The sequence below is a fragment of the Corynebacterium liangguodongii genome (assembly GCF_003070865.1).
GTDB lineage: Bacteria > Actinomycetota > Actinomycetes > Mycobacteriales > Mycobacteriaceae > Corynebacterium > Corynebacterium liangguodongii.
Genome location: NZ_CP026948.1, coordinates 1,220,812 through 1,246,126, shown reverse-complemented (window position 1 = coordinate 1,246,126; position 25,315 = coordinate 1,220,812). Strand labels below are relative to the sequence as shown.

Sequence of the window (25,315 nt, the reverse complement as noted above, 5' to 3'; positions counted from 1 at the left end):
TTCATATGACACTCAACCGCATTCCCGCCGTTCTCGTCCTCGGCGACGGCACCACGTACAAGGGCTATTCCTTCGGCACATCAGGTGAGGTCTTCGGCGAGGCCGTGTTCACCACCGCGATGACCGGCTACCAGGAGACCATGACCGACCCGTCCTACCACCGCCAGATCGTGGTCATGACGGCACCCCAGATCGGCAACACCGGCTGGAACGATGAAGACAACGAATCCCACGGCGACCAGATCTGGGTCGCCGGGCTGGTCATCCGCGACCTGGCCAAGCGCGTGTCCAACTGGCGGGCGAAGCGCAGCTTGGAGGAGGAAATGGAGAGCCAGGGCGTGGCGGGCATCTACGGGGTGGACACCCGCAGCCTCGTGCGCCACCTGCGCAATTACGGTTCGATCAGCGCGGGTATTTTTACGGGCGAGGCGGCAAGCGGGGACGTCGATACGCTTGTTGCCCGCGTGAACGCGCAGCCCTCGATGGCTGGCGCCGACCTCGCCGACGAGGTCTCCACCGGCAAGCCCTACACCGTGGCCGCCGAGGGTGAGAAACGCTACACCGTCGTCGCCTACGACATGGGTATCAAGTCCGCCACGCCGGGCCACTTCGCCGACCGCGGCATCGAGACCATCGTCGTGCCCGCCAACACCCCGTATGAGGAGATCACCCAGTACAACCCCGACGGCGTGTTCATCTCCAACGGGCCGGGCGACCCCGCCACGGCGGACGCGATGGTGGCTGTGACCCGCGACGTCATCTCCGCCGGCGTGCCGCTGTTTGGCATCTGCTTCGGCAACCAGATCTTGGGGCGAGCGCTGGGGCTTTCCACCACCAAGATGAAGTTCGGCCACCGCGGCGTCAACGTGCCGGTGAAAAACCACCTCACCGGCAAGATCGACATCACGAGCCAGAACCACGGATTCGTGCTCGAGGCCCCGGTCGGGCCGGGGGAGAGCTTCGATACCGACTTCGGCCCCGCCCTTGTCACCCACACCTGCCTTAACGACGGCTCCGTCGAGGGCGTCGCCCTGGAAAGCGGCATGGCCTACTCGGTGCAGTACCACCCGGAATCCGCTGCAGGCCCGCACGACGCCAACCCGTTATTCGATCAGTTCATCTCGTTGATGGACAACCACAGCCCGAATAGGTAAGTAACCAGGAAAGGAAGACCTCACATGAAGAGAGCAGACATCAACCACGTCCTGGTTATCGGCTCCGGCCCCATCGTCATCGGCCAGGCCTGCGAGTTCGACTACTCGGGCACCCAGGCGTGCCGTGTGCTCAAGGACGAGGGCCTGCGCGTGACCCTGATTAACTCCAACCCCGCGACCATCATGACGGACCCGGAGTTCGCCGACCACACCTACGTCGAGCCGATCGAGCCGGAGTTCATTGACAAGATCCTTGCCCGCGAGGCGGAGCAGGGCCACCCCGTCGACGCCATCCTGGCCACACTCGGCGGCCAGACCGCGCTCAACGCCGCGATCCAGCTCGACCGCCAGGGCATCCTGGCCAAGCACGGCGTGGAGCTCATCGGCGCGAACATCGAGGCGATCGAGCGCGGCGAGGACCGCCAGAAATTCAAGGACATCGTGGCCAAGATCGGCGGGGAATCCGCCCGCTCGCGGGTCTGCCACACGATGGAGGAGGTCCACGACACCGTCGCCGAGCTGGGCCTACCGGTGGTCGTGCGCCCGTCGTTTACCATGGGCGGGCTCGGCTCCGGCCTCGCCTTTAGCATGGAGGACTTAGACCGCATTGCCGGCGGTGGGCTCGAAGCCTCTCCGGAGGCCAACGTGCTTATCGAGGAGTCCATCCTCGGCTGGAAGGAGTTCGAGCTCGAGCTCATGCGCGACGGCGACGACAACGTCGTGGTCATCGCCTCGATCGAAAACGTCGATGCGCTCGGCGTCCACACCGGCGACTCCGTCACCGTCGCACCCGCGCTGACCTTGACAGACCGCGAGTACCAGAAGATGCGCGACCAGGGCATCGCCATTATCCGCGAGGTCGGCGTGGACACCGGCGGCTGCAACATCCAGTTCGCCGTCAACCCCATAGATGGGCGCATCATCACCATCGAGATGAACCCGCGCGTGTCTCGCTCCTCGGCGCTGGCGTCGAAGGCGACCGGCTTCCCGATTGCCAAGATCGCCTCCAAGCTCGCGATCGGCTACACCCTCGATGAAATCACCAACGACATCACCGGGGTGACCCCTGCCGCCTTCGAGCCGACGCTTGACTACGTCATTGTGAAGATGCCGCGGTTTGCCTTCGAGAAGTTCCCCGGCTCGGACGAGACGCTGGGCACCTCCATGAAGGCCGTGGGCGAAGCGATGGGCATCGGGCGCAACTACATCCAGGGCCTGAACAAGGTCATGCGCTCGATGGAGGACAAGCCGGGCGGGTTCTGGACGCGCCCGGACGCTTACTTTGCCGAAGGCCGCGAGACGGACGTCGACGCTGTGCTCGAAGACCTGCGCACCCCGACGGATAAGCGCATGTACGACGTCGAGCTGGCGCTGCGCCTCGGGGCCACAGTAGAGCAGGTGCACGAGGCCTCCGGCATCGATCCCTGGTTCCTCGCCGAGCTCGCCGCGCTCGTGGAGTTCCGCCAGCTGCTTGTCGACGCCCCAGTGCTGGACAAAACCCTCCTGCGCGAGGCGAAGGTCTACGGCCTCTCCGACGCCCAAATCGCCGCCCTGCGCCCGGAGCTCGCAGGGGAGGACGGCGTGCGGGCGCTGCGCTACTCACTCGGCATCCATCCGGTGTTTAAGACGGTAGACACCTGCGCGGGTGAGTTCGAAGCGCAAACGCCCTACCACTACTCGGCCTACGAGCTCGACGAGGACGCGGAGAGCGAGATCGCCCACACGGGCAGGGAGAAGGTCATCATCCTAGGCTCCGGCCCGAACCGCATCGGCCAGGGCATCGAGTTCGACTACTCCTGCGTGCACGCCGCGCTCGAGCTCTCCCGCGTGGGCTACGAGACGGTGATGGTCAACTGCAACCCGGAGACCGTCTCCACCGACTACGACACCGCCGACCGCCTCTACTTCGAGCCGCTGACCTTCGAAGACGTCATGGAGGTCTACCGCGCCGAGGCCGCCTCCGGCACCGTCGCTGGCGTGATTGTCCAGCTCGGCGGCCAGACCCCGCTGGGTCTGGCGCAAAAGCTTGCCGACGCCGGCGTCCCCGTCGTGGGAACCACCCCGGAGGCGATCGACCTGGCCGAAGACCGCGGCGAGTTCGGCCACGTCCTCGACGCCGCGGGGCTGCCGGCCCCGGCCTACGGCACGGCGACGTCGTTTGAGCAGGCCCGCGAGGTCGCCTCTCGCATCGGCTACCCCGTGCTCGTGCGCCCCTCCTATGTGCTCGGCGGGCGCGGGATGGAGATTGTCTACGACGAGGCCAACCTCGAGGACTACATCAACCGCGCCACCGAGCTCTCGCCGGACCACCCGGTGCTGGTCGATCGCTTCCTCGATTCCGCCATCGAGATCGACGTCGACGTGCTCTGCGATGGCACCGAGGTCTACCTCGGCGGCGTGATGGAGCACATCGAGGAGGCCGGCATCCATTCCGGCGACTCGGCCTGCGCGCTGCCGCCGATGACGCTGGGGCCGGAAGACATTGACAAGGTGCGTCGCAGCGCCGAGGCGCTGGCGCACGGCATCGGCGTCAAGGGATTGATGAACGTCCAGTTCGCGCTGAAGGACGACGTGCTCTACGTCATCGAGGCCAACCCGCGCGCCTCGCGCACCGTGCCGTTCGTGTCCAAGGCCACCGGCGTTCATCTGGCGAAGGCGGCCGCGCGGATCATGATGGGCGCCACCATCGCGCAGCTGCGCGACGAGGGGCTCCTGCCGGCCGACTACGACGGCGGCTCGCTGCCGCTCGACCACCCGATCGCGGTGAAGGAGGCGGTGCTGCCGTTTACCCGCTTCCGCACGCCGTCGGGCGAGGTGCTCGACACCATCCTGGGCCCGGAGATGAAGTCTACCGGCGAGGTCATGGGGCTCGCCCCGTCCTTTGGCACCGCCTACGCCAAGGCCGAGGCCGCCGCGTTCGGCGAGCTGCCGACCGAGGGCACCGTGTTCGTCTCCGTGGCCAACCGCGACAAGCGCTCCCTGATCTTCCCGATCCAGCGCCTGGCCACCATGGGCTTTACCATCCTCGCCACCACGGGTACGGCGTCGATGCTGCGCCGCAACGGCATCGAGTGCGAGCTTGCGCTCAAGGCCTCCGAGGTGCGCGATGGCGCCGAGGGGACCTCCATCGTCGAGCGCATCGGGGCAGGCGAGGTCGACCTCATCCTCAACACCCCGGCGGGCTCCGCGGGTGCCCGCTTCGACGGCTACGAGATCCGCGCGACCGCGGCGGCGGCCGGGGTGCCGTTGGTGACCACCGTGCAGGGCGTCGTCGCCGCCGTGCAGGGCATCGAGGCGCTGCGCGAGAGCGAGCTGGGCGTGATGAGCCTGCAGGAGCTCGAGCACACCGGATCGGGGGAGCGCTAGATGGGATTCGGGCAGGCGCTTGTTGACGCCGGGGCGCGCCTCGGCCGCCTCTGCGTCGGCATCGACCCGCACCCCGCCCTGCTCGAGGCGTGGGGGCTGGGCGATGACGCAGACGGCTTGCGCGAGTTCTCCCGCACCTGCGTCGAGGCCTTTGCGGGGCGGGTAGCCCTGGTCAAGCCCCAGGTCGCGTTCTACGAGCGCTTCGGCTCGGTCGGCTACGCGGTCCTGGAAGAGACCCTGGCGGCGCTGCGGGAGGCCGGAACGCTGGTCGTGGCCGACGCGAAGCGCGGCGACATCGGCTCGACCATGAAAGGCTACGCCGCCGCGTGGCTCGCCCCGGGTTCGCCCTTGGAGGCCGACGCGGTCACGCTCACGCCCTACCTCGGGGTCGGTTCGCTCGACCCGGCCATCGAGCTGGCGGGGGAGCACGGCAAGGGGGTCTTCGTCATGGCGGCGAACTCCAACCCGGAAGCGGAGGCCTTCCAGTCCCAGCTAGTTGACGGGGTGAGCATCGCCCAGCAGATGGTCGATGCGTGCGCGGCCTACAATCCCGGCCCCGGCGTGGGCGATGTCGGGGTGGTGGTGGGGGCGACCGTTGCCGAGCCGCCGCGCCTTGGCGCGCTCAACGCGCCGGTGCTCATGCCCGGTGTCGGGGCGCAGGGGGCGACGCTTGAGGATGTCTCGCGCATCGTCGGCGAGCGTGCAGAGCTTGCCTTCCCCAACGTCTCGCGCTCTGTCCTCTCCGCCGGGCCCGACGTTGCTGAGCTGCACAAACGCCTCGAATCCTTCGCCTAAGCGGCGGTTATGCGGCCCCTTATTCGTGGAAACGCAAAAAGCCTGGTAATTTGAGGGCGTCATCGCGGTGACGTGGTAAAACGGCTTCCTTGGGAAACGTTGCCGCGTTCGCCGACGATCATCACTGAGGGTGCTACACTTGGCCGGAACCAGCGAGTTGCATCGGTGGGATTTCCGCCCGCCTCACAACCGGTCCGGGTGTGGCACCTGGCTGAAAACCTTAACTACGACAATTTGGAGGAATCCGTGGCCCTTCCACAGTTGACCGACGAGCAGCGCAAGGAAGCACTCGCAAAGGCAGCCGAGGCCCGCAAGCAGCGCGCCGAGCTGAAGGCGTCGCTCAAGCGCGGCGACACCACCTTGAAGGACGTCCTCGACAAAGCCGAGTCCGACGAGATCATCGGCAAGACCAAGGTATCCGCATTGCTCGAGGCAATGCCGAAGGTGGGCAAGGTCAAGGCCCGCGAGATCATGGAGGAGCTCGAGATCGCTCAGACCCGCCGCCTCCGTGGCCTGGGTGAGCGCCAGCGCCGCGCCCTGCTGGAGCGCTTCGGCTTCGAGGGCTAAACCGGTGGCAGACGTGACACCGCAGGGCCGGCTTGTCGTCTTGGCCGGACCCTCTGCTGTCGGCAAATCGACTGTCGTCAACCGTCTGCGCACCGACGTACCCCACCTCTTTTTTTCGGTCTCAATGACCACCCGGGCTCCACGCCCGGGCGAGGTCGACGGCAAGGACTACTACTTCGTCACCGCCGAGGACTTCCAGCGCACGATCGACGCGGGAGAGATGCTCGAATGGGCCGATATCCATGGCGGCCTGCAGCGCTCCGGGACACCGGCGGGCCCGGTGAAGGAGGCGCTCAAAGCCGGCAGGCCCGTGCTCATCGAGGTCGACCTCGTCGGCGCCCGCACCATCAAGTCCCTCATGCCGGAGGCGCACACGGTCTTTTTGGCACCGCCTTCGTGGGAGGTGCTCGTGGACCGGCTCACTGGGCGGGGCACCGAGTCCGCAGAGGTGATCGAGCGCAGGCTCGCGACGGCGCGCGGGGAGCTCGACGCGCAGGGCGAGTTTGACAGCGTAGTGGTCAACGACGACGTGGACGATGCCGTCGCCGCAATCGCGGCCATTGTGCGCACCACACCGAACAACGACAACGAATAGGTTCAATTGTGAGCAACGTATCCAACGATCACGCGGCCGAGACCGCTCCTGCCGGCGAGGCAGAGACCGCCGCGCCCGTCGCCGTCTACGACGCGCCGGAGGGCATCACCGCGCCCCCCATCGACGAGCTTTTGGAGAAGGTCTCCTCGAAGTACGCGCTGGTCATCTTCGCGGCCAAGCGGGCCCGCCAGATCAACAGCTACTACCAGGAGCAGGACGAAGGCGTCTTCGAGTTCATCGGTCCTCTGGTGACCCCACAGGCCGGTGAGAAGCCGCTTTCCATCGCGCTGCGCGAAATCCAAGAAGGCATGCTGGAGCACGAAGAGGGCAACTAAAGCCCCCTCACCGGCACGCGGCCGCGCCCTTTCCGAAGGGGTGCGGCCTTTTTCGCTGTGTCTTTCACTGTCTCCGTCGCCCCTACCGGCCGGCGCAGCAGCCGCTGCCCGAGCGCGCGAGGTGACAGGCAAGGCACTGGAGTAGAATGCGTCACTATGACATCACCCCGCAACGTGGTTATCGGCGTTACCGGAGGTATCGCGGCGTATAAGGCCTGCCACCTCGTGAGGGATTTCAAGGAGGCGGGGGATAGCGTCCGCGTTGTACCGACCGAAAACGCTCTTCAGTTTGTCGGCGCTGCGACGTTCGAGGCACTTTCCGGCAACCCGGTGGACACAGGCGTGTTCACGCGTGTTGATTCCGTGCAGCACGTGCGCATCGGGCAGGAAGCGGACCTCATTATCGTCGCCCCGGCGACCGCGGACATCATCGCGCGGATTGCGGCCGGGCGTGCCGACGACCTGTTGACCTCCACGATCCTCGTGGCTACGTGCCCGGTCGTCCTCGCGCCGGCGATGCACACCGAGATGTGGGTCAACCCCGCCACCCAGGCCAACGTGGCCACGTTGAGGCAGCGGGGGATGACCGTGCTCGAGCCCGCCGACGGGCGCTTGACGGGTAAGGACTCCGGCCCCGGGCGGATGCTGGAGCCTGGCCAAATCGCCGAGCTCGCGCGCACCGTGGCCGAGGTCGGTGCGATAGGGCGCGGCCTGGAGGGCAAGCGCGTGCTCATCAGCGCAGGCGGCACCCAGGAAAATATCGACCCCGTGCGGTTTATTGGCAACCGTTCCTCGGGGCGGCAGGGATTTGCGCTCGCGGAGATCGCCGCGCAGCGCGGGGCGGAGGTCACCGTCGTCGCCGGAGACATCAACGAGCTCTACACCCCGGCCGGAGCGGAGATCGTGCGGGTGCGCTCGACACGCGAGTTGGAGGAGGAGATGAACGCGCGCGCCGCGGGCGCGGACATCATTGTCATGGCGGCGGCCGTCTCCGACTTCCGTCCGCGCACGGAGGCCCCATCGAAGATGAAGAAGGGGGCCGATACCGAGGCGTTGGCCCGGATCGAGCTTGTGGAGAACCCGGACGTGCTGCACGGGCTCGTCGATAAGCGGCGTGCGGGCGAGACTGATGCCGTGATCGTGGGCTTTGCCGCGGAGACGGACAACCCGCTGGAGTACGGCAAGGAGAAGCTCGCCCGCAAGGGCGCCGACATGCTCATGGTCAATTCGGTGGCGGGCGGAGCGGTGTTCGGGCAGGCGCGCAACAGTGGGTGGCTCGTTGGCTCCGATGGCACGGTCACCGAGATTGCTGACGGGCCAAAACAGGTCGTTGCCGCCCAGATATGGGACGCGATCGAGGATTTCGAGCGCTAGTTTGCCCGTTTTAGACAGCTTAGTCTATATTGGGCGAGACACATTGTTTCGCCGTAAAGGAAACCCGAGCCTTGACTACCCCGCACGAGCCCTACTACCGACTCTTCACTAGCGAGTCCGTCACCGAGGGACACCCCGATAAGATTTGCGACGCCATCTCGGACGCCATCCTCGACGACATGCTCTCCCAGGACCCACAGTCGCGTGTCGCAGTGGAGACGCTCGTGACCACGGGCCAGGTCCACGTCGTCGGCGAAGTGAACACGGAGGCGTACTCCAACATCGCCAAAATTGTGCGCGACAAGCTCGTCGGCATCGGCTTTACCTCCTCCGAGGTCGGCTTCGACGGCCGCACCTGCGGCGTCAACATCGCCATCGGGGAGCAATCCGCCGAGATCTCCGACGGCGTGACCACCTCGCAGGAGGTGCGCGAGAACTCCGCAACTGGAGTAAACGACCAGTCCGGCGCCGGGGACCAGGGCCTCATGTTCGGCTACGCCACCAACGAGACCCCCGAATACATGCCGCTGCCAATTTCCACCGCGCACCGGCTCGCGCGCCGCCTCACGGAGGTGCGCAAGATGGGCGAGGTCGTCGGCCTGCGGCCCGATGGGAAGACCCAGGTGACCTTCGCTTACGACGGGACCGTGCCGGTCTACCTCGACACCGTTGTCGTCTCCACCCAACACGACCCCGACTTCCAGGGCGCGGCGCTCGAAGAGGCCATCCGCACGAAGGTTGTCGAATGGGTCATCGCCGATGCCGGCCTGCAGGATTACTACACCGAGGACACCAAGCTCCTTGTCAACCCGTCGGGTTCCTTCGTGCTCGGCGGGCCGATGGGGGATGCGGGGCTTACCGGCCGGAAGATTATCGTGGACACCTACGGCGGGATGGCGCGCCACGGCGGCGGCGCGTTTTCGGGCAAGGACCCCTCGAAGGTCGATCGCTCCGCGGCCTACGCGATGCGCTGGGTGGCCAAGAACATCGTCGCCGCCGGCCTCGCCGACCGCGTCGAGGTGCAGGTTGCCTACGCCATCGGGCGGGCCAACCCCGTGGGCCTCTACGTGGAGACCTTCGGCACGGCGGCAGAGGGGCACACCGACGAGAGCATCCAAAAGGCCGTGGCGCAGGTCTTCGATCTCCGACCGGACGCCATCATCCGCGAGCTCGACCTGTTGCGCCCGATCTACGCGCAGACCGCGGCGTACGGCCACTTCGGGCGCACGGACATCGATGTGCCGTGGGAGCGGCTAGATAAGGTCGAGCAGCTCAAGGCGGCCGCCGCCCAAGGCTAGGATGGGCCCATGCCTGAGACCCCCAGCGCCGCCAAACTGCCGGTGGCCCGGGTGCTTCCCCTCCTCGGGCTCGCGCACCTGGATCGGCCCTTCGACTACCTCGTTGCCGAACGCGACAGCGCGGCCGCCGTTGCTGGGGTCAAGGTGCGCATCCGGTTTGCAGGACGGCTTGTCGACGCACTCGTGCTCGAGCGCCGCGAGACCACAGAGCACGCCGGCGCGCTGCGCTATATCGAGCGGGTGATTAGCCCCGAGGTCGTCGCGCCCGAGCGGCTGCGTCTGCTCGTCGATTCCCTGTGCGAGAGATACGCGGGCATCCGCTCTGACATCTACCGCGCGGCGATCCCGCCGCGCCACGCGAAGGCGGAAGAAACCGACACCACCACCGCCTGGGAGGAGCTCGGAGATCTCACCGAACCCGACCTCTCCGACTGGATGGTCTACGAACACGGCAGCTCGTTCGCGGACTCCGTGATTGACGGCCGCCTCGCCCGCGCCGCCTGGCAAATCGCCCCCGGGCACGACTGGGCACGACCCGTCGCGGCGCTGGCGGCGAAGGTGGCCCAGGGCGGCGGCGGTGTGCTCATCGTCGTGCCCGACCAGCGCGACCTTGACCGCTGCGGCGCGGCGCTGCGCGATCACGTCGGCGCGCGCCACATCACGACGCTGACCGCCTCCCAAGGACCGCAGGCGCGCTACTCGCGCTTCCTCTCCATCCTCCACGGCCAGGCCCGGATCGTCCTGGGGACGCGCTCAGCGGCGTTCGCGCCGGTGGAGGGGCTAAGACTCATCGTGCTCATGCACGACGGTGATGACTCGCTGGTTGACCCCCGGGCGCCCTACGTCCACGCCCGCGAGGTGCTCACGACCCGCTCCGCCCAGGAGAAGGCCTCCCTGCTCCTCGGCGGGCATTCCCGCAGCACGGAGGCCCAGCTGCTGGTGGAGTCCGGGTGGATGCACGAGCTGGCGGCGCCCAGGGACATGCTGCGCCGCCGCGCCCCGCGCATCCACGCGGCCGGCGATACCGACGTAGCCCTCGAGCGCGACCCGCGCGCGCGGCAGGCGCGCATCCCCTCGGTGGCGTTTCAGGCGGCCACGCGCGCGTTGGAAGGGGGCCGCCCCGTGCTCGTCCAGGTCCCCCGCGGGGGATACGTCCAAGCCCTGGCCTGCGGGCAGTGCCGGACCCCGGCGCGCTGCCGATGGTGCAACGGGCCGCTGGCGCTGCCTTCCGGTGGCGGGGCCGCGGCGCCGACGTGCCGCTGGTGCGGGCGGATGGATGCGGAGCACCGCTGCCCGGCGTGCGGTTCGCGCCGACTGCGGGCGGTGGTGATAGGCACCGAGCGCACCGCCGAGGAGCTCGGCAGGGCGTTCGCGAAATACCGGGTGCGCACCTCGTGGGGCGAGCGGATTATAGACGCCGTGGACAACGCCCCCGCCGTCGTGGTGGCCACACCCGGCGCCGAGCCGCGGGTGCGCGACGGCTCATACGGGGCCGCGATCCTGCTCGATACCTGGGCCCTTCTCGAGCGCCCCGACCTGCGGGCGAGCGAGGAAGCCTTAGAGCGCTGGATGGCCGCCGCCACGCTCGTCGCCCCGGCAAGCCGCGGCGGGGAGGTCGTTGTCGTTGCAGACCCGGCCCACCCGACCGTGCAGCACCTCATCCGCTGGGACCCGGCGGGGCACGCCGCGCGCGAGCTCGCGCAGCGCCGGGACGCCCGCTTCCCGCCGGCCGTCCACGTCGCCGTCGTCGACGCACCCCGCGCCGCGCTCGAGGATTTCTTCTCCCACGCGGAGCTGCCCGCCCACGCGGAGCTGCTCGGTCCCGTCGACCTTCCGCCCGGGGTCGAGCTGCCGGGGCAGTGGGACGAGGTCGCGCACGGCCCGGCCCAGCGCGTCCTCGTGCGCAGCCCGCTCGCCGGGCGCGCGGCGCTCGGCCGGGCGCTCCGGGCGGCTGCGGTGAGCCGCGCGGCGCGCAAGCAGGACCAGCCGCTACGCATCCAGGTCGATCCCCTCCAGATTGGCTAAGTAGACTGCGAGACCATGGCTATACGTGAGATCCGCTTGTTCGGCGACCCGGTGCTCAATTCGCCCATGCCGCCGGTGGCTCGGTTCGACTCCTCGCTGCGCACCCTGGTGAGCGACATGCTCGAGACGATGGACGCCGCAGGCGGGGTCGGGCTGGCCGCCAACCAGGTCGGCGTCGCCGCCCGCGTCTTCGTCTTCGATTGCCAGGGCATGCGCGGCCACGCCGTCAACCCCACGTGGCGGCCGCTGGGAGATGACGTCCAGACCGGGGGCGAAGGTTGCCTGTCAGTGCCGGGCATCGGCGGGACCGTGACCCGGCACAACAGCGTTGTCATGTCCGCTACCGACACCTCCGGTCGCCCGTTGACAGTGAGAGCGACGGGGCTGCTCGCGCGCTGCATCCAGCACGAGACGGACCACCTCGACGGGGTCATGTTCATGCGTCGCATGGACCCGGAGGCGCGCAAGGAAGCAATGGCGCTCATCCGCGCCTCCGAGTGGTTTAAGGAGAACTAGCATGCGCCTCGTCTTCGCCGGAACACCCGAGCCCGCCGCGGTCGCTCTCGAGCGCCTCATCGCCTCGGAGCACGTCGTGGAAGCCGTCATCACCAGGCCCGACGCGCGCAAGGGCCGCGGCCGCAGCCTGCACCCCTCGCCGGTCAAGGAGGTCGCGCTGAACAGCGGCATCGAGGTCTATACCCCGACCACGCTGAAAGAAAACGGGGAGATCCGCGCCGCGCTGCGCGAGATCTCCCCGCAGGCGATCCCCGTCGTCGCCTACGGCAACCTCATCCCCGCGGATATGCTCGACATCCCGGAACACGGCTGGATAAACCTGCATTTCTCCCTCCTGCCGCGCTGGCGCGGCGCCGCCCCAGTGCAGGCCGCGATCGCCGCCGGGGACGTCGATACCGGGGCGACGACGTTTCGCATCGATGAGGGGCTCGACACCGGCCCGATCCTCGGCCACATCCACGCGGAGATCCGGCCGCGCGATACCGCCGACGACCTGCTCACCCGCCTCGCTACGTCCGGGGCCGAGTTGCTCGTGGAGACGATGACGGGCCTCGAGCGCGGGGAGTCTACCCCCGTCGCCCAGCCGCCGGAGGGGACGTACGCGGGCAAGATCACGAGCGCGGACGCGCGGGTGAGCTGGGAGTCCGAGGCGGCGGCGATCGACCGCCAGATCCGTGCCCACACCCCGGCGCCCGGCGCGTGGACGACTCTTTGCGGCGAGCGCATCAAGCTCGGGCCCGTGGAGCCTTGCGAGCGGGCAGGGCTTTCACCCGGGCAGGTCAGCGTGGGGAAGGGCGAGGTGGTCGTCGGCACGCGCGGCGGTGCCGTGCGCCTTGGGACGATCCAGCCGCCAGGCAAGAAGATGATGCCCGCGCCCGACTGGGCGCGCGGGATCCACGGCGCTAACGGCAACGGAAAGGAGCTGGTGTTCGAGTGAGCGGAGGGTTTAGGTCGCGCGCCGCGGGGCGCCGCAGCCAGAAGGCCGAGGCGGCACCCCAGAGCGGGCAGCCCCGGGCGGCCGAGGTCGGGTCGATCGGCGACGCGGCGCGAGAGGCGGCCTTCGACGTCGTGTTGCGCGTGGCCACCGACGAGGCCTTTGCCAACCTCGTGCTGCCCAAGCTGCTGCGCTCTCGCCGCATCAGCGGGCGCGACGCGGCGTTTGCCACCGAGCTCGCCTACGGCACCCTGCGCACCCAAGGCGTGATCGACGCGGTGATTGAGCGCTGCTCCTCGCGCCCGCTGGGCGAGATCGCCCCCGAGGTTCTCGCCGCACTGCGCCTGGGCACCTACCAGTTGCTCTATATGCGAGTTGACGCCCACGCGGCCGTCGATACGTCCGTGCGCCTCGTCGAGGCCGCCGGGGTAGTGAAGGCTAAGGGGTTTGCCAACGCCGTGCTGCGCAGCGTCTCCCGCACGCCCGCGCCGCGCTGGATCCATGAGCTCGCGCCGGCAGACGAGCTCGGCGCCGTGGCGTTTCGCACCGCGCACCCCGAGTGGATCGCGCGCTCGTTTTCCACCGCGCTCGGGCCGGACCGGGCGGCGGAGCTTGAACGCGCGCTCGAGGCCGACTCGCAGCGCCCGGTCGTCCACCTCGTCGCCCGCCCCGGGGAGATCTCGGCGGCCGAGCTCGCCGCGATCACCGGGGGAGAAGAGGGGAAGTACTCCCCGTACGCGGTCTACCTGCCAGAGGGCGACCCGGGTAGCCTCGAGCCGGTGCGCAGCGGCCTGGCTGGGGTGCAGGACGAAGGCTCTCAGCTCATTGCGCGCGCCGTTGCCGAGGTTGAGGTCGAGGACGATGCGGGGCGCTGGCTCGACCTGTGCGCCGGGCCGGGCGGCAAGGCCGCGTTGCTCGGGGCAATCGCGGGCATCGAGGGCGCCCGCGTCGACGCCGTGGAGGTCAGCGAACACCGCGCCGAGCTTGTCCGCAAGGCCGTCGGCGAGCTACCCGTGCGGGTCACCGTCGGCGACGGCCGCGACCCTGGGCTCGATCCGGGCTTCGACCGCGTGCTTGTCGACGCCCCCTGTTCCGGCCTCGGCGCCCTGCGCCGCCGCCCCGAGGCGCGGTGGGTGAAATCGGAGGCGGACATAGCATCACTCACCGACCTCCAAGGTGAGCTGCTCGCCTCGGCGATTCGCCTGGTCAGACCGGGCGGCGTGGTGGTCTACTCCACCTGCTCGCCGGACCTGCGGGAGACTAGGGGGGTAGTCGAGGCCGCTGTGGCGGCGGGCGGTGTCGAAGAGCTCGATGCCCACCCCTACGTGCCGGGCCTCGAGGACGCCGGGGAGGGCAAGAGCGTGCAGATGTGGCCGCACCGCCACGGCACCGACGCGATGTTTTTCAGCGTGCTGCGCAAGAAGTAGCGCGGGAAAAGTAGGCTTGGTGCCATGCTCTACATCGCCCCCTCAATCCTCGCCGCGGATTACGCGGCGCTCGGGCAGGACGTGCGCAAGGTGGCCAACGCCGACCTACTCCACGTCGACATCATGGACGGGCATTTCGTGCCCAACCTCTCCTTCGGCCCGGACCTCACCCGGGCTGTGGACGGGGTCACCGAGCAGTTCCTCGATATGCATTTGATGATCGAGCAGCCGGAGCGCTGGTTTGACACCTACGTCGCCGCGGGTGGGGACCGGCTCATCTTCCACGTCGAGGCTGTCCGCGACGTCTCCGCGGCGGCGCGGAGCGCCCACGAGGCCGGGGCGCAGGCCGGCTTCGCGGTCAAACCCGGCACCCCGATCGAGCCCTACCTCGAGCACGTCGAGCTCGTCGAAGAAGTCATGATTATGAGCGTCGAGCCGGGATTCGGCGGGCAGAAATTCATGCCAGAGGTCTTAGCCAAGGCGGAGGCACTGCGCGCCCACATCGCCGATGCGGGGCTGGGCACGATCATCGCCATCGATGGGGGCATCGCCGCGTCCACCATCGCGCAGGCGGCCGCCGCCGGGGTCGAATCCTTCGTCGCCGGCTCCGCGGTGTTCGGGTCGGATGACCCCGCCGCGGCGGTGGATAAGCTCCGGGAGCTGGCCCGCGCGGCGCAGGCGGGCCCGGCGGCCCGGTGAGGCAGCCAGACGTCGGCCCGGCGCTGCGGGCGGGGGAGTCGGTGCGGGGGACGACCTCGCCGAACCCGCCCGTTGGCTGCGCGCTCTACCGGCCCGACGGTGCGCTCATTGCCACCGGGGCGACCTCGCCCGCGGGAGGCCCCCACGCGGAGGTCAACGCCCTTCGGCGGGCCGGGTCCGCGGCGCGCGGGGCGATCGCGGTGGTCACTCTCGAGCCGTGCAACCACACCGGCCGCACCGGGCCGTGCGCAGAGGCGCTCGCGGAGGCGGGGGTAGTCGAAGTGATCTACCTCACCGAAGACCCCAACCCGCTGGCCGCCGGGGGTGCCGATTACCTGCGCTCACGCGGCATCGAGGCGACCTTCGCGCCCCGCCGGGTCAAGGCGCTCGACCCGTGGCTGAGCTCGGTGCGCCACGGCCGGGTCTCGGTGACGGTGAAGTTCGCCGCGAGTATCGACGGCTTCACCGCCGCCCCGGACGGCACCAGCCAGTGGATCACCGGCCCGGCCGCCCGCGAGCACGTCCACGCGGACCGCGCCGCGCGCGATGCCATCGTGATCGGCACCGGCACCGCCATCGCGGATAACCCCTCGCTCACGGCCCGCCTGCCGGACGGGACGCTGCGGCGACACCAGCCGCGGCGGGTGGTCGTCGGCACGCGGGACGTGCCCGCGGGGAACCTCTCGCGGCTTGGCTACGAGCGCTACGGCACTCCTGAGGAGGCGCTCGAGGCGCTGTGGGACACAGGTGCGCGCGACGTCCTCGTCGAGGGCGGGGCCAGCCTGGCGGCGAGCTTCATCGAGCTCGGCGTTGTCGATCGTGTCCAGGCTTACCTCGCGCCGCTGCTGCTCGGCGGCGGTACGGGGGTGCTTGCGCGCGCCCTGGCGCCGAGCCTGTCTGCGGCGCCGCGCTACCAGCTCGTTGACACCGCGACCTTAGGAGAAGACGTGCTCATCGAAATGGAGAAGGAATGTTTACAGGGCTAGTTGAAGAAGTCGGCCGGGTGGTCAGGCTCGAACAGCTTGGCGACGCCGTCCGCGTGGCCGTGCGCGCCCCCGTGGTCACGGCCGATGCCCGCCCGGGCGATTCCATCGCCGTCGACGGGGTGTGCCTCACCGTCGTCGAGGCGGCGGAAGGGGAGTTTACGGCCGATGTGATGCAAGAAACTCTCAACCGCTCCCGCCTGGGCACTTACGCACCGGGCAGCAGGGTAAACCTCGAGCGCGCACTTGCCGCCGGGGAGCGCATGGGAGGACACATCGTGCAAGGCCACGTCGACGGCGTCGGCGAGGTCGCATCGCGCACCGCCTCCGAGCATTGGGAGGTCGTGCGGATCTCGCTGCCGGCGCAGCTCTCCCGCTACGTCGTGGAGAAGGGCTCGATCACCGTCAACGGGACCTCGCTGACCGTCTCCGCGGTGGGTGAGGGCTACTTCGAGGTCTCTCTCATCCCGACGACCCTGGCGGAGACGACGGCGGGCGAGCTGGGTGTTGGCGATCCGGTCAACCTCGAGGTCGATATCGTGGCCAAGTACGTCGAAAAGATTGTTGGGGTCTACCATTAGCACCCATGAGTGAGCGGATTTCCCTGGACGGCGTCGAAGACGCCATCGCGGCGATCGCCCGCGGGGAGGCGGTCGTTGTTGTCGACGACGAAGACAGGGAAAACGAAGGCGACCTGATCTTCGCCGCCGAGCGCGCAACGCCCGAGCTCGTTGCCTTTATGGTGCGCCACACCTCCGGCTACATCTGCGTCTCGCTGGAGCCGGAGGCGGCCGACAGGCTCCAGCTTCCCCCGATGGTGGCGCGCAACGAGGACGCCCGCGCGACCGCGTACGCTGTGACGGTCGACGCCGCGACGGGGACAACGGGCATCTCGGCGCGCTCGCGGGCCGAGACCATCACGCGGCTGGCCGACCCGGCGCGGGGCCCGGAGGATTTCACCCGCCCCGGCCACGTCGTGCCGCTGCGCGCTCGGCCGGGCGGGGTGCTCGCGCGCAACGGGCACACCGAGGCGGCGGTGGATCTCTCGCGCCTCGCCGGCCTTCGCCCCGCCGGCGCGCTCTGCGAGATCGTCTCCGAGGACGACCCCACCGACATGGCCCGCGGCCCGGAGTTGCGCCGCTTCGCCGACGAGCACGGCCTGGCGATGATCTCGATCGCCCAGCTCATTGAGTACCGGCGCCGCCACGAGAGGTTTGTCACGCGACGCACCGAGACGCTACTGCCCACGGACTTCGGCGAATTTCGCGCCTACGGATACAGCAACGACATCGACGGCACGGAGCACGTCGCCCTCGTCGTCGGCGATGTCGCCGGGGGCAGCGATGTCCTCGTGCGCGTGCACTCCGAGTGCCTCACCGGGGACGTCTTCGCCTCACGCCGGTGCGATTGCGGGCCCCAGCTGCACGAGTCGATGCGCAGGGTGCAACAGGCCGGGCGCGGCGTCATCGTCTACGTCCGCGGGCACGAGGGCCGCGGCATAGGGCTGGTGGCCAAGCTCGAGGCCTACCGGCTGCAAGACGCCGGGCTTGACACCGTCGATGCGAACCTCGAACAGGGGCTTCCTATCGACGCCCGAGAGTACTCCGTGGCAGGTCAGATCCTCGCCGATCTGGGCGTGGAGTCCTTCGAGGTGCTCTCGAATAACCCCGAAAAGGTCGAGGCCCTGGCGGGTTTTGGGCCCGTGGTCTCGGGCCGCACTAGGATCGAGATTGTTCCCTCCCACGACAACATCCGCTACCTGCGCACCAAGCGCGAGCGCCTCGGCCACGACCTGCCCTCGGTTGAGGCCTGGGACGTAACGCCCGGCGGGCGGTAGCGGCCGCCGGCGACGAAAGGAGCATCACGTTGGCACACCAAGGGGCACCAGAGGTACCGAGACCGAACGCCGAGGGGGCGCGGGTCGCGGTCGTATCCACGCGGTGGAACGAGAAGATCGTTGCCCTGCTGCACGAGCGCGCGGTCTCCACGGCGCGCGAGCTCGGGGCGAAGGTCGACGAGTACTGGGTCTCCGGGGCGTTCGAGTTGCCGGTTCTCGCCCAGGCGTGCGCGAGGCGCTACGACGCGGTCGTCGCGCTCGGCTGCGTGATTCGGGGAGAGACCGCTCACTTTACCTACGTGTGTGAGTCGGTCACCTCGGGGCTGACCAGGGTCGCGCTCGACGAGGAGACCCCCGTGGGCAACGGCGTGCTCACCGTCGACGACGAGGACCAGGCGCTCGAGCGCGCCGGTGGCGAGGACGCGAAGGAAGACAAGGGCGCCGAGGCGGTGCTCGCCGCGCTTGGGGCACTCGACGAGCTGGCGAAGGTCCGCCAGCTGGCGCCGAAGCAGACGCAGACGCGGACCTAGCGCGCCTTGGAATTATGATCCTTGGCGTTATGATCTAGCACAACCACCCACATTTTCACGGAGAGGACGGCGGCAGCGTGGCGGCGAAACAGACACGGCAGCTCAGCGACGAGGACTTAACGCGCCTCTATGCCGCTGACCCGCACGCGGTGACCTCGACGAAGCCGTGGGAGCTCGAGCTGCGCTCGCCGTTTCTTAAGAAGGTGGCCATCGGGTGGGTCGTTGTGGTGATGGCAGTGCACATCTTCATGGGCGCCGTGGTGGACGCCGGGTTTACCGGGCTTGATTTCACGCTCGTTGACAAGCTCGCCTTCCCCGGCATCGGGGTGATCATCTCGGCTCTTTCTTACGTAGCCCTCACTAGGCCCCGCGTGCGGGTCAACGCCGATGGGGTGGAGGTACGCAACATCATCGGCACCCGGTTCTACCCGTGGCTCGTGATCTACGGCCTGTCCTTCCCGCGCTCGGCGCGCATGGCCCGCCTCGAGCTGCCCGAGTTCGAGTACGTGCCGCTGTGGGCGATCCAGGCGGCGGACGGGAAGGGCGCGCTCGCGGCCGTCGATAAGTTCCGTGCCCTTGAAGCCGCCTACATGCCGGAGAGCTAATTCCGCGTGGCCAATCCCGAAAGCTACCGGCCTGCGCCGGGCACCATCCCGACCGAGCCCGGGGTGTATAAGTTTCGCGACTCCTCCGGCCGCGTCGTCTACGTAGGCAAGGCGAAAAACTTGCGGGCGCGGCTTAACAACTACTTCCAGCCGCCCGCCCAGCTCCACCCGCGCACCCGGCAGATGGTCTCTACCGCCGCGTCGGTGGAGTGGACCGTTGTTGCCAGCGAGGTCGAGGCGCTCCAGCTCGAATACACCTGGATCAAGCGCTTTGACCCGTGGTTCAACGTCATGTACCGCGATGATAAGACCTACCCCATGCTCGCCGTGAGCGTTGGGGAGCGCTTCCCGCGGGCGTTTTTCTACCGCGGCCCGCGCCGCAAAGGGGTGCGCTACTTCGGCCCGTACTCGCACGCGTGGGCGGTGCGCGAGACCCTCGATTTGCTCACGCGCGTCTTTCCCATCCGCACGTGCTCGAACGGGGTATATAACCGCCACCAGTCCCTCGGGCGGCCGTGCCTGCTCGGCTACATCGACAAGTGCTCGGCGCCGTGTGTGGGACGCGTCGACGAGGCGGAGTACGACGAGATCGTGCGCGGCTTCATGGCGTTTTTGTCCGGCCGGACCGACACGGTAGTCAAGGAGCTGACGCGGCGGATGAATGATGCCGCAGCCGCGCTCGAGTTTGAAAAGGCCGCGCGGCTTCGCGACGACCTCGAGGCTGTGAACAAGGTCATGGAGCGCCAAACCGTCGTGCTCGGCGGGGACACTGATGCGGACCTCATCGCCTTCGACACCGACGAGCTGGAGGCGGCGGTGCAGATCTTCATCGTGCGCGGCGGCCGGATCCGCGCCCAGCGCGGCTGGGTGGTGGAGAAAACCGGCGACGAGCCGGGCAGCCGGGAGCGCCTCGAGGAGGGGCAGGCGGACCCGGCCTTGCCCTCTTTGGTGCGCGACTTTTTGGTGCAGTACTACTCCGATGCGGTCGAGAGGGTTAACGAGGAAAAGGCGGAAGACGCGCGGCTCGCCGCCTCTAAGGTGCGCCGCCGCGGGGTGGACCAGGAATCGGTCGCCGCGCCGGCGCCCCCGGTGCCCGTGCCGCACGAGATCCTCGTGTGCGACGAGCCCGCGGAGGCCCCCGAGGTCGCCGAGCTCCTCTGCGAGCTGCGCGGCGCCGCAGTCGACGTGAGGGTGCCGCAGCGCGGGGACAAGGCCGCGCTCATGCAGACCGTCAAGCGCAACGCCTCCGAGGCGCTGCACCAGCACAAGCTCAAGCGGGTCGGCGACCTCACCGCCCGCTCGCAGGCGCTTAAGGACATCCAGGACGCCCTCGGCATGGACGAGGCCCCCCTGCGGATGGAGTGCACCGACATCTCCCACATCCAGGGCACCGACGTGGTGGCGTCCCTGGTGGTCTTCGAAGACGGGCTGCCGAAGAAGTCCGACTACCGCCGCTACCGCATCAAGGAGGCCGCGGGGGAGGGGCGCTCCGACGACGTCGGTTCGATCGCGGAGGTCACGCGCAGGCGCTTTAAGCGCTACAACGACGACAAGCTGGCCAACCCCGACGAGGAGGCGGGAGCGATGATGTTTGCCGAGGAGGCCGCGGAGGTGGAGGCCACCAGCACGAGGCGGTTTGCCTACCCGCCGCAGCTCTTCATCGTCGACGGCGGCAAGCCGCAGGTCAACGCAGCCCAGGCCGTCTTCGACGAGCTCGGCATCGTCGACGTGCGGCTCATCGGCCTGGCCAAGCGCCTCGAGGAAGTCTGGGTCCCCGAGGACGACGAGCCCGTGATCCTGCCGCGCAACTCCGATGGCCTCTACCTGCTCCAGCAGATCCGCGACGAGGCCCACCGCTTCGCCATCACCTACCACCGGCAGCAGCGCTCCAAGCGCATGCGGGCCTCCGCCCTCGACGGGGTGCCGGGGCTCGGCCCGGCGCGGCGCAGCGACCTGGTGAAGCACTTCGGGAGCGTGAAGAAGGTCAAAGAGGCCTCCGTCGAGCAGATCCAAGAGGTCAAGGGCGTCGGTCCGAAGCTCGCCGAGGTGATCTTCGCGCACCTTCACAAGGACGATCCGCTCCCAGGGCCGGGTGGGATGAACTAGCATGGTCGGCATGGAGCGCTCTTTCGACATCCGCCCCGTCATCATCACGGGGCTCTCCGGCGGGGGGCTTTCCTCCGCCGCGAAGATCTTCGAGGACAAGGGCTATTTTGTCTCGCAGAACCTGCCCCCGGCGATGATCCTGCAGCTCACGGAGATGGCGCTGGCGGGCGAGGCGCCGATCGAGCACCTCGCCTTCGTCACCGACGTCCGCGCGCGCAATTTCTCCGGCTCGCTGCTCGAGACGATCGGGGCGATCAAGGCCAAGGGCATCGATCCGTTCGTGCTCTACCTCGAGGCGCGTGACGACGTCTTGATTCGCCGCTTCGATAGCGTCCGGCGCACCCACCCGCTGCAGGACGTCGATCCGCTCAGCGTCGGCATCGCCCGGGAGCGCGAGCAGCTCTCCGCGGTGCGCGACCTCGCCGATGTCATCATCGACACGACCAACCTCTCCGTGCACGACCTGCGGCGCGCGGTGGAGGCGTCAGTCGGCGAGCTCACCGCCCACCGCCAGCACGTCACCGTGGAATCCTTCGGCTTCAAGCACGGATCCCCGCGCGACGCCGACGTGGTGATGGACGTGCGCTTTTTGCCCAACCCGTACTGGATCGAGGGGCTGCGCGATTTCCGGGGGACCGACGCCCCGGTCTCCGATTACGTGCTCTCGCAGCCCGGCGCCCGCGAGTTCGTCGATAATCTCGTTGCCCTATTGACCTCGATGCTGCCGGGGTACCGCCATGAAGGCAAGGATTTCGTCACCGTGGGCATCGGCTGCACCGGGGGCCACCACCGCTCAGTCGCGATCGCGGAGGCGGTGGCGGAGACGCTGCGCGAGCGCGGCGAGGTGGATGTCCACGTTTTGCACCGTGACCTTGAGCGCCATTAATTACCCCCCAACGGTCAAGCGAGGAAGAGAGACCAATGACGAAAGACGCCCTTCATTTCACGTGCCTTGGGGGAGGGCACGGGCTCTACCAGACGCTGCTGGCGGCGCGGCAGGCGCGCGCGGGTCACATCGACGCGGTGGTCACCGTCGCTGACGACGGTGGCTCCTCCGGCCGGTTGCGCCGGGAGCTCGCAATGATTCCGCCCGGCGACCTGCGGATGGCGCTCTCCGCGCTCACCAGCGACGACGAGGAGGGCCGGCTGTGGCGGACCATGCTGCAGCACCGGTTTAAGGGTAACGGGGCTATGGCTGGGCACGCCGTGGGCAATCTCGTGCTCGCGGGGTTAAGCGAGACCACCGGGGGCATGCAGGCCGCGCTCGATGTGCTGGCGCGGTGGACCGGCTCTGCCGGCCGGGTGATCCCCGTGTGCAACCAGCCGCTGGAGATCGAGGCCGATGTCGCCGGGTTAGACGATGATCCCCGTATCATGCGCTCCGTGCGCGGCCAAGTGGCGGTGGCCACGACGCCGGGTAGCGTGCGGAGGGTCCGGCTGCTCCCGCCGAACCCGCCGGTCAACCCCGCCGCGATCGAGGCCATCCTGAACGCAGACGTGGTCACGATCGGTCCCGGCTCGTGGTTTTCTTCGGTCATCCCGCATCTTTTGGTGCCGGACGTCATCGCCGCGCTCAACGAGACGAGCGCGCGGGTGATCGTCATCTTGAACCTCTCCCCGGAGGCGGGGGAGACGCAGGGCTTTACCACTGAGCGCCATATCCACCTCCTGTCGCAGCACGCGCTCGGGCTCGAGGTGGACCACTTCTTGGCCGATGCAAACGCGGAGACGACCCCGGGCGAGCGCGCGAACCTCTCGCGGACCGCCGCGCGGGCCGGGGCGGAAATCAGCTACCGGGACGTGCGCACGATCCTTGCCGACGGCACCATGGGGCTCACCCACGATCCAGAGAAGCTGGCTCAGGCGTTGCTCGAATTGGCGTCAAGCTAGACTGATGGGGCTCGTCAGGGCGCGGTCGGCCGATCCGCTCCTGCGCGAGGGAGCAGACACGAAGCACAATGGAGGTCCGGTGGTGTCACTAACCGCGCAGGTCATCGACGAGCTGCTGCAGCTCGAGCACCCCTGCCACAGCGCCCGCGTCGCCGAGGCCGCGGCGCTGGTGCGCTTCGCCGGGCAGATCGAGGCCGGACCACAGGGCCTCAGCCTGGCCGCCGATTTCGCCGACCAGCGCGTCGCGCGCCGCCTCAGCGCCTCGCTGGAGGAACTCTGCGGGGTCCACGTCGTGGTCGCTCCGCCCGGGCAGGGCACGGGTGCGCGCGAGGCGGGCTACGTGGTGCGGGTCGAGGACGACGCGCGCGAGGTCATCCGCAGGCTCAAGCTTGTCACGGCTTCGGGCCACCCGGTCGTGGGCATGCCCAGCCACATCATCTCCGGGGAGATGCAAGACGTCGAGGCGGCCTGGCGCGGGGCGTTTTTGGCCCGCGGCACGCTCACCGCACCGGGGCGCAGCTCGAGCCTCGAGGTCGCCTGCCCCTGCGAGGAGGCCGCGCTGGCGCTCGTCGGCCTCGCGCGGCGGCTTTCAATATCTGCGAAGACGCGGCAGACCCGGGCGATCGAGCGCGTCTACGTGCGCGACGGCGACGCGGTGGCCGTGCTGCTGAGCAGAATGGGGGCGCAGCGCGCCCGCCTGGTGTGGGACGCGAAGCGCTCGGCGCGGCAGGAGCGCTCTGCGGGCGGGCAGCGCCTGGCCACCTTCGATGACGCCAATACCCGGCGCTCCGCCCAGGCCGCGGCGGCGGCCGCGCTGCGCGTCGAGAGGGCGATGGACATTCTTGGCGACGACGTCCCGGAGCACCTCGCTGAGGCGGGGTCCCTGCGCGTCGATCACCGGCACGCCTCCCTCGAGGAGCTCGGGCGATTGGCCGACCCGCCGATGACAAAGGACGCGGTCGCCGGGCGGATCAGGCGCCTGCTCTCGCTGGCGGACAAGCGCGCCGCCGAGCTGGGGATTCCGGATACCCACAGCGCCGTCGAGAGGGAGGGCGAGTAGCGGGGCACCCGGGACAGCTGGGGTATGAATGCGGGGAGGCAGGGCGCTGATGCGGGGCCCTGCGGGCGGCTTCAGGCACGGCTACACTCGGAAGCAACGGTACTGGGAGACACGCTCTCGGAGCCGTGGCACCAACCCAAACCACGAGGAGACATTCACCATGACCACCCGCATCGGCATCAACGGCCTCGGCCGCATCGGCCGCGCATCGCTGCGCATCATCTTGGACCAGTACGAGGGCGACCTCGAGGTGGTCAAGGCCAACGACCTCACCGATAACGAGACCCTCGCGCACCTGATCAAGTACGACACCGCCTACGGAAAGCTCGGCCGCACCGTCGAGCACGATGAGAACTCGATCACCATCGACGGCCACCGCATCGAGGTCACCGCGGAGAAGGATCCTGCCAACCTCGCCTGGGGCGAGGCCGGGGTCGACATCGTCCTCGAGTGCACCGGTAAGTTCCGCACCAAGGCAGACGCCCAGGCGCACATCGATGCCGGTGCGAAAAAGGTCATCATCTCGGCCCCGGGCAAGGAGGTTGACGGATCCTACGTGTGGGGCGTTAACCACGAGGACTACACCGACAGCCAGTCCATCATCTCCGGGGCTTCCTGCACCACGAACTCGCTCGCCCCGGTGGCCAAGATCATTAACGATAACTTCGGCATCACCTCCGGGCTGATGACCACGATCCACGCCTACACCGGCGACCAGCGCCTGCAGGACGCCCCCCACAAGGACCTGCGCCGCGCCCGCGCCGCCGCCCAGAACATCGTGCCTACCACCACCGGCGCCGCGAAGGCCGTCGCGGAGGTCATCCCCGCGCTCAAGGGCAAGCTCGACGGCTTCGCCATGCGCGTGCCCACCATCACCGGCTCCGCCACCGACCTCACCGTCGTGCTGGAGAAGGACGCCACCGTCGACGAGGTCAACGCCGCGGTCAAGGCGGCGACCGAGGGCACCGTGCTCGGCCAGGCGCTGGGCTACACCGAGGATCCGATCGTCTCCTCCGACATCATCGCGAGCCCGTACGGCGGCATCTTCGACGCCGGCATGACCCGCGTCATCGGCGGCAACCTGCTCAAGGTGATCTCCTGGTACGACAACGAGTACGGCTACACCTCCCAGTACATCCGCATGACCAAGACCGTCGCGGAGAAGCTGAGCTAGCGCCGCTCGGTACCCACAACTGCCTCGCCCGGGCGTCGCCAAGCG

23 protein-coding genes are annotated in these 25,315 nt (G+C 68.7%); all 23 read left to right on the top strand.

From position 1 onward, the window contains the following. Nucleotides 1-5 precede the first annotated feature (5 nt). Nucleotides 6-1,154, top strand: coding sequence for a glutamine-hydrolyzing carbamoyl-phosphate synthase small subunit (carA, locus tag C3E79_RS05950; RefSeq protein WP_108404085.1), 1,149 nt, complete (start codon nt 6-8; stop codon nt 1,152-1,154). A 24-nt stretch (nt 1,155-1,178) separates the two neighbouring features. Then, complete coding sequence (carB, locus tag C3E79_RS05945; RefSeq protein WP_108404084.1) at nt 1,179-4,520, top strand: carbamoyl-phosphate synthase large subunit; 3,342 nt, start codon at nt 1,179-1,181, stop codon at nt 4,518-4,520. Further along, nucleotides 4,521-5,315, top strand: a complete 795-nt coding sequence (gene pyrF / locus C3E79_RS05940) for an orotidine-5'-phosphate decarboxylase (RefSeq protein ID WP_108404083.1) — start codon at nt 4,521-4,523, stop codon at nt 5,313-5,315. A gap of 246 nt (nt 5,316-5,561) precedes the next feature. Further along, a complete protein-coding gene (mihF, locus tag C3E79_RS05935) occupies nt 5,562-5,882 on the top strand; it encodes an integration host factor, actinobacterial type (RefSeq protein ID WP_108405087.1) in 321 nt (106 codons plus the stop codon). Between the two features lie 4 nt (nt 5,883-5,886). Then, nucleotides 5,887-6,477 (top strand): guanylate kinase, encoded by a 591-nt coding sequence (gene gmk / locus C3E79_RS05930; protein WP_108404082.1) that lies wholly within the window; start codon nt 5,887-5,889, stop codon nt 6,475-6,477. 104 nt (nt 6,478-6,581) lie between these two features. Beyond that, a complete protein-coding gene (rpoZ, locus tag C3E79_RS05925; RefSeq protein WP_108405086.1) occupies nt 6,582-6,812 on the top strand; it encodes a DNA-directed RNA polymerase subunit omega in 231 nt (76 codons plus the stop codon). Nucleotides 6,813-6,968: 156 nt separating this feature from the next. After that, entirely contained in the window at nt 6,969-8,186 is a 1,218-nt protein-coding gene (gene coaBC, locus C3E79_RS05920; RefSeq protein WP_108404081.1) for a bifunctional phosphopantothenoylcysteine decarboxylase/phosphopantothenate--cysteine ligase CoaBC, read from the top strand. Nucleotides 8,187-8,257: 71 nt separating this feature from the next. Continuing rightward, the gene (metK, locus tag C3E79_RS05915; protein WP_108404080.1) at nt 8,258-9,484 is read left to right on the top strand and encodes a methionine adenosyltransferase; all 1,227 of its coding nucleotides are present in this window, start codon (nt 8,258-8,260) and stop codon (nt 9,482-9,484) included. A gap of 9 nt (nt 9,485-9,493) precedes the next feature. Continuing rightward, a complete protein-coding gene (locus C3E79_RS05910) occupies nt 9,494-11,509 on the top strand; it encodes a primosomal protein N' (protein WP_108404079.1) in 2,016 nt (671 codons plus the stop codon). A 15-nt stretch (nt 11,510-11,524) separates the two neighbouring features. Further along, the gene (def, locus tag C3E79_RS05905) at nt 11,525-12,025 is read left to right on the top strand and encodes a peptide deformylase (RefSeq protein WP_108404078.1); all 501 of its coding nucleotides are present in this window, start codon (nt 11,525-11,527) and stop codon (nt 12,023-12,025) included. Nucleotide 12,026: 1 nt separating this feature from the next. After that, nucleotides 12,027-12,962, top strand: a complete 936-nt coding sequence (fmt, locus tag C3E79_RS05900) for a methionyl-tRNA formyltransferase (RefSeq protein WP_108404077.1) — start codon at nt 12,027-12,029, stop codon at nt 12,960-12,962. Next, nucleotides 12,959-14,386 carry an RsmB/NOP family class I SAM-dependent RNA methyltransferase gene (locus tag C3E79_RS05895; RefSeq protein ID WP_108404076.1) on the top strand — a complete coding sequence of 476 codons (1,428 nt, stop codon included), beginning with the start codon at nt 12,959-12,961 and terminating at the stop codon, nt 14,384-14,386. Before fmt ends, C3E79_RS05895 begins: the two co-directional genes overlap by 4 nt. A 24-nt stretch (nt 14,387-14,410) precedes the next feature. After that, nucleotides 14,411-15,085, top strand: coding sequence for a ribulose-phosphate 3-epimerase (rpe, locus tag C3E79_RS05890; protein WP_108404075.1), 675 nt, complete (start codon nt 14,411-14,413; stop codon nt 15,083-15,085). Beyond that, nucleotides 15,082-16,071: a bifunctional diaminohydroxyphosphoribosylaminopyrimidine deaminase/5-amino-6-(5-phosphoribosylamino)uracil reductase RibD gene (ribD, locus tag C3E79_RS05885; protein ID WP_108404074.1), complete on the top strand. Its 990-nt coding sequence runs from the start codon at nt 15,082-15,084 to the stop codon at nt 16,069-16,071. The genes rpe and ribD overlap by 4 nt, the downstream gene beginning before the upstream one ends. Further along, on the top strand, nt 16,056-16,649 hold the full coding sequence (locus C3E79_RS05880; RefSeq protein WP_108404073.1) for a riboflavin synthase: 594 nt from the start codon (nt 16,056-16,058) through the stop codon (nt 16,647-16,649). The genes ribD and C3E79_RS05880 overlap by 16 nt, the downstream gene beginning before the upstream one ends. 5 nt (nt 16,650-16,654) lie before the next feature. After that, nucleotides 16,655-17,905 carry a bifunctional 3,4-dihydroxy-2-butanone-4-phosphate synthase/GTP cyclohydrolase II gene (locus C3E79_RS05875; protein WP_108404072.1) on the top strand — a complete coding sequence of 417 codons (1,251 nt, stop codon included), beginning with the start codon at nt 16,655-16,657 and terminating at the stop codon, nt 17,903-17,905. A 29-nt stretch (nt 17,906-17,934) separates the two neighbouring features. Then, on the top strand, nt 17,935-18,435 hold the full coding sequence (gene ribH / locus C3E79_RS05870) for a 6,7-dimethyl-8-ribityllumazine synthase (RefSeq protein WP_108404071.1): 501 nt from the start codon (nt 17,935-17,937) through the stop codon (nt 18,433-18,435). Nucleotides 18,436-18,512: 77 nt separating this feature from the next. Continuing rightward, the gene (locus C3E79_RS05865) at nt 18,513-19,040 is read left to right on the top strand and encodes a PH domain-containing protein (RefSeq protein ID WP_108404070.1); all 528 of its coding nucleotides are present in this window, start codon (nt 18,513-18,515) and stop codon (nt 19,038-19,040) included. A gap of 6 nt (nt 19,041-19,046) precedes the next feature. Beyond that, the gene (gene uvrC / locus C3E79_RS05860; protein ID WP_108404069.1) at nt 19,047-21,146 is read left to right on the top strand and encodes an excinuclease ABC subunit UvrC; all 2,100 of its coding nucleotides are present in this window, start codon (nt 19,047-19,049) and stop codon (nt 21,144-21,146) included. A gap of 10 nt (nt 21,147-21,156) precedes the next feature. Further along, a complete protein-coding gene (rapZ, locus tag C3E79_RS05855; protein WP_108405085.1) occupies nt 21,157-22,032 on the top strand; it encodes an RNase adapter RapZ in 876 nt (291 codons plus the stop codon). A 35-nt stretch (nt 22,033-22,067) separates the two neighbouring features. Beyond that, on the top strand, nt 22,068-23,036 hold the full coding sequence (locus C3E79_RS05850; protein WP_108404068.1) for a gluconeogenesis factor YvcK family protein: 969 nt from the start codon (nt 22,068-22,070) through the stop codon (nt 23,034-23,036). Nucleotides 23,037-23,115: 79 nt separating this feature from the next. After that, entirely contained in the window at nt 23,116-24,096 is a 981-nt protein-coding gene (gene whiA / locus C3E79_RS05845; RefSeq protein WP_108404067.1) for a DNA-binding protein WhiA, read from the top strand. Between the two features lie 160 nt (nt 24,097-24,256). Further along, nucleotides 24,257-25,270, top strand: a complete 1,014-nt coding sequence (gene gap / locus C3E79_RS05840) for a type I glyceraldehyde-3-phosphate dehydrogenase (protein ID WP_108404066.1) — start codon at nt 24,257-24,259, stop codon at nt 25,268-25,270. Nucleotides 25,271-25,315: the final 45 nt, after the last annotated feature.